Raw genomic sequence first — 5,318 nt, forward strand, 5'->3', positions numbered from 1 at the left:
GCGGTTGGATGGACCGATGTTCGATTAGCTTGTTGGTGAGGTAATGGCTCACCAAGGCGACGATCGATAGCTGGTCTGAGAGGATGATCAGCCACACTGGGACTGAGACACGGCCCAGACTCCTACGGGAGGCAGCAGTGGGGAATATTGGACAATGGGCGCAAGCCTGATCCAGCAATGCCGCGTGTGTGAAGAAGGCCTTCGGGTTGTAAAGCACTTTTATCAGGAGCGAAATACTACCGGTTAATAACCGGTGGGGCTGACGGTACCTGAGGAATAAGCACCGGCTAACTTCGTGCCAGCAGCCGCGGTAATACGAAGGGTGCAAGCGTTAATCGGAATTACTGGGCGTAAAGCGTGCGTAGGCGGTTTGTTAAGTCTGTTGTGAAATCCCCGGGCTCAACCTGGGAATGGCAATGGATACTGGCAAGCTAGAGTGTGTCAGAGGATGGTGGAATTCCCGGTGTAGCGGTGAAATGCGTAGAGATCGGGAGGAACATCAGTGGCGAAGGCGGCCATCTGGGACAACACTGACGCTGAGGCACGAAAGCGTGGGGAGCAAACAGGATTAGATACCCTGGTAGTCCACGCCCTAAACGATGCGAACTGGATGTTGGTCTCAACTCGGAGATCAGTGTCGAAGCTAACGCGTTAAGTTCGCCGCCTGGGGAGTACGGTCGCAAGACTGAAACTCAAAGGAATTGACGGGGGCCCGCACAAGCGGTGGAGTATGTGGTTTAATTCGATGCAACGCGAAGAACCTTACCTGGCCTTGACATGTCTGGAATCCTGCAGAGATGCGGGAGTGCCTTCGGGAACCAGAACACAGGTGCTGCATGGCTGTCGTCAGCTCGTGTCGTGAGATGTTGGGTTAAGTCCCGCAACGAGCGCAACCCTTGTCCTTAGTTGCCAGCACGTAATGGTGGGAACTCTAAGGAGACTGCCGGTGACAAACCGGAGGAAGGTGGGGATGACGTCAAGTCATCATGGCCCTTACGGCCAGGGCTACACACGTACTACAATGGTCGGTACAGAGGGTTGCAATACCGCGAGGTGGAGCCAATCCCAGAAAGCCGATCCCAGTCCGGATCGAAGTCTGCAACTCGACTTCGTGAAGTCGGAATCGCTAGTAATCGCGGATCAGCTATGCCGCGGTGAATACGTTCCCGGGCCTTGTACACACCGCCCGTCACACCATGGGAGTGAGTTGCTCCAGAAGCCGTTAGTCTAACCGCAAGGGGGACGACGACCACGGAGTGGTTCATGACTGGGGTGAAGTCGTAACAAGGTAGCCGTATCGGAAGGTGCGGCTGGATCACCTCCTTTCGAGCAAGGCAGCACCGCTGCCGCAAGACGTCCACACAAGGCACCTGCACATCCACACGCTTCGATCGAGAGATCGGTTCAGCGTGTTTGGTCGTTAGACCGGAAAGCTTATGGGTCTGTAGCTCAGGTGGTTAGAGCGCACCCCTGATAAGGGTGAGGCCGGTGGTTCGAGTCCTCCCAGACCCACCACCACCATGGTTTTACGGGGCCATAGCTCAGCTGGGAGAGCACCTGCTTTGCAAGCAGGGGGTCGTCGGTTCGATCCCGACTGGCTCCACCAGTACCTGGCACGACCGCCAACGGATGTGTAGCAGCGCACACAAAGATTGATGTGAAGCCAACCGGCGCTGAGGCCGGCGTGGTGTTCTTTGAAAACGTAAACGAGTGACAAGCGTTTTGGTTCGAAACCGAACCGAGATGTGTCGAAACAAGTTAAGGCAACGAATGCGTTGTTTGGCATCGATCCTCACAAGGGATCGGCCCCGAGGCGACTTGGGGTTATATGGTCAAGCGACCAAGCGTATACGGTGGATGCCTTGGCAGTCAGAGGCGATGAAGGACGTGGCAGCCTGCGAAAAGTGTCGGGGAGCTGGCAACAAGCTTTGATCCGGCAATGTCCGAATGGGGAAACCCACCGCTTAGGCGGTACCGTGCACTGAATACATAGGTGTACGGAGCGAACCCGGGGAACTGAAATATCTAAGTACCCGGAGGAAAAGAAATCAACCGAGATTCCGTAAGTAGCGACGAGCGAACGCGGAGCAGCCCAAAAGCGCACAGTGTTTTAGTGGAAGGATCTGGAAAGGTCCGCCATAGACGGTGATAGCCCGGTACGCGAAAGGGCACCGTGCGTGAAATTGAGTAGGGCGGGGCACGAGAAACCCTGTCTGAACATGGGGGGACCATCCTCCAAGGCTAAATACTCCTGACTGACCGATAGCGAACTAGTACCGTGAGGGAAAGGCGAAAAGAACCCCGGAGAGGGGAGTGAAATAGACCCTGAAACCGTATACGTACAAGCAGTGGAAGCCCGCAAGGGTGACTGCGTACCTTTTGTATAATGGGTCAGCGACTTACTGTCAGTGGCAAGCTTAACCGTCTAGGGGAGGCGAAGGGAAACCGAGTCTGAATAGGGCGCATAGTCTCTGGCAGTAGACCCGAAACCGAGTGATCTATCCTTGGCCAGGTTGAAGGTGCGGTAACACGCACTGGAGGACCGAACCCACATCTGTTGCAATAGATGGGGATGAGCTGAGGATAGGAGTGAAAGGCTAAACAAACTCGGAGATAGCTGGTTCTCCTCGAAAGCTATTTAGGTAGCGCCTCGGACGAATCTTCCTGGGGGTAGAGCACTGTTATGGCTAGCGGGTCATCGCGACTTAGCAAACCATGGCAAACTCCGAATACCAGGACAGACTATCCGGGAGACACACGGCGGGTGCTAACGTCCGTCGTGAAAAGGGAAACAACCCAGACCCGCAGCTAAGGTCCCCAAGTTCTAGCTAAGTGGAAAACGATGTGGAAAGGCATAGACAGCCAGGAGGTTGGCTTAGAAGCAGCCACCCTTTAAAGAAAGCGTAATAGCTCACTGGTCGAGTCGGTCTGCGCGGAAGATTTAACGGGGCTAAGCTAGACACCGAAGCTCGGGGTGCACACGCAAGTGTGCGCGGTAGAGGAGCGTTCCGTACGCCTGTGAAGGTGGATCGAGAGGTCTGCTGGAGGTATCGGAAGTGCGAATGCTGACATGAGTAACGATAATGGGGGTGAAAAGCCCCCACGCCGAAAGCCCAAGGTTTCCTCGCGCAACGTTCATCGGCGCAGGGTGAGTCGGCCCCTAAGGCGAGGCAGAAATGCGTAGTCGATGGGAAGCAGGTTAATATTCCTGCACTTTTCTTAAGTGCGATGTGGGGACGGAGAAGGTTAGGTCTACCCGGCGTTGGTTGTCCGGGGGAAAGGCGGTAGGCGGTGATCTTAGGCAAATCCGGGATCACTTACGCCGAGCACCGAGACGAGCCCTATTGGGCGAAGTGACTGAGACCACGCTTCCAGGAAAAGCCACTAAGCTTCAGCTTAAGAAAAACCGTACCGTAAACCGACACTGGTAGGCAGGGTGAGAATCCCAAGGCGCTTGAGAGAACTCGGGTGAAGGAACTAGGCAAAATGGCACCGTAACTTCGGGAGAAGGTGCGCCCATCGGGGTGGCTACATGCGTAGCTGAGCTCTGATGGGTCGCAGTAACCTGGCCGCTGCGACTGTTTATCAAAAACACAGCACTCTGCAAACACGAAAGTGGACGTATAGGGTGTGACGCCTGCCCGGTGCTGGAAGGTTAATTGATGGGGTCAGCCGCAAGGCGAAGCTCTTGATCGAAGCCCCAGTAAACGGCGGCCGTAACTATAACGGTCCTAAGGTAGCGAAATTCCTTGTCGGGTAAGTTCCGACCTGCACGAATGGCGTAACGACAGCGGCGCTGTCTCCACCCGAGACTCAGTGAAATTGAAATCGCTGTGAAGATGCAGCGTTCCCGCGGCAAGACGGAAAGACCCCGTGAACCTTTACTATAGCTTTACACTGAACGTTGAGTTCTTCTGTGTAGGATAGGTGGGAGGCTTTGAAGCGCAGACGCCAGTTTGCGTGGAGCCATCCTTGAAATACCACCCTGAAGTGCTTGACGTTCTAACCTAGGCCCGTAATCCGGGTCAGGGACCGTGTATGGTGGGTAGTTTGACTGGGGCGGTCTCCTCCCAAAGCGTAACGGAGGAGCACGAAGGTACGCTCAGCGCGGTCGGACATCGCGCACTGTGTGCAAAGGCATAAGCGTGCTTGACTGCAAGATCGACGGATCAAGCAGGTACGAAAGTAGGTCTTAGTGATCCGGTGGTTCTGTATGGAAGGGCCATCGCTCAACGGATAAAAGGTACTCCGGGGATAACAGGCTGATACCGCCCAAGAGTTCATATCGACGGCGGTGTTTGGCACCTCGATGTCGGCTCATCACATCCTGGGGCTGTAGCCGGTCCCAAGGGTATGGCTGTTCGCCATTTAAAGTGGTACGCGAGCTGGGTTCAGAACGTCGTGAGACAGTTCGGTCCCTATCTGTCGTGGGCGTTGGAGATTTGAGGGGGGCTGCTCCTAGTACGAGAGGACCGGAGTGGACGTTCCGCTGGTGTTCGGGTTGTCTCGCCAGAGGCATTGCCCGGTAGCTACGAACGGAAGTGATAACCGCTGAAAGCATCTAAGCGGGAAGCACGCCCCAAGATGAGATCTCCCGAGAGCTTGACTCTCCTTAAGGCACCATCAAGACTAGGTGGTTGATAGGCGCGATGTGGAAGTGCAGCAATGCATTGAGCTTACGCGTACTAATGCGCCGTGCGGCTTGACCATATAACCCCAAGACGCTTCGTCGGTCTTAACAGCACATCTCGATTCACCAACTCGCTTGTCACTCGTTTACCCCTTTTGAAGCCAGGCGCTCCATGCGCTGCTTCAACCCCTTCCCTGGCGGCCATAGCGCTGTGGTCCCACCCGATCCCATCCCGAACTCGGAAGTGAAACGCAGCCGCGCCGATGGTAGTGTGGCTTGTCCATGCAAGAGTAGGTCACCGCCAGGGGCTTTATCCCGAAACACCCTCACCGGCAACGGTGGGGGTTTTTCTTTGCCTGCGTTTCCGGCAGCGCTTCAGGCGCACCCGCGGCGTGTTCGCACGATCCCGCAACGGCCGCGATCGCATGCGCGACCTGCGCCCGTCGGACACCGCCGCCGGGCGTTGTCGAGGACACCCGCTGCTATCGGATCGCGGCTTCTGTAGGCGCGCTCCTGGGCGCGATCCGCCAGGCATCCACCTGCCATCACCGCCTCGGGCCCTCCATGCCCGTAGCGGCGCCCTGCGTACGGCCGGCGATCTGCGGTCGCGGCACGGCGCCCACCCGGGCAACCCGAACACCAAAACCGCAGGGCCGGACCGGGACACCGCTTGGTCGGTGCATCGCGT

General features: G+C 56.5%; 2 tRNA genes and 3 rRNA genes. All 5 read left to right on the forward strand.

The annotated features are described in order from the left end of the window. A 16S ribosomal RNA gene (locus ACFWZ4_RS16425) occupies nucleotides 1–1,326 on the forward strand; the annotation flags it as partial. Nucleotides 1,327–1,438: 112 nt separating this feature from the next. Next, a tRNA-Ile gene (locus tag ACFWZ4_RS16430) sits at nucleotides 1,439–1,515 on the forward strand. A 15-nt stretch (nucleotides 1,516–1,530) separates the two neighbouring features. Continuing rightward, a tRNA-Ala gene (locus ACFWZ4_RS16435) sits at nucleotides 1,531–1,606 on the forward strand. Between the two features lie 224 nt (nucleotides 1,607–1,830). After that, nucleotides 1,831–4,710: ribosomal RNA gene (locus ACFWZ4_RS16440) — 23S ribosomal RNA — on the forward strand. A 113-nt stretch (nucleotides 4,711–4,823) separates the two neighbouring features. After that, a 5S ribosomal RNA gene (gene rrf / locus ACFWZ4_RS16445) occupies nucleotides 4,824–4,937 on the forward strand. Nucleotides 4,938–5,318: the final 381 nt, after the last annotated feature.

Origin of the sequence: Frateuria sp. GZRe12 (assembly GCF_051900535.1) — a bacterium.
Taxonomy (GTDB): domain Bacteria; phylum Pseudomonadota; class Gammaproteobacteria; order Xanthomonadales; family Rhodanobacteraceae; genus Frateuria_A.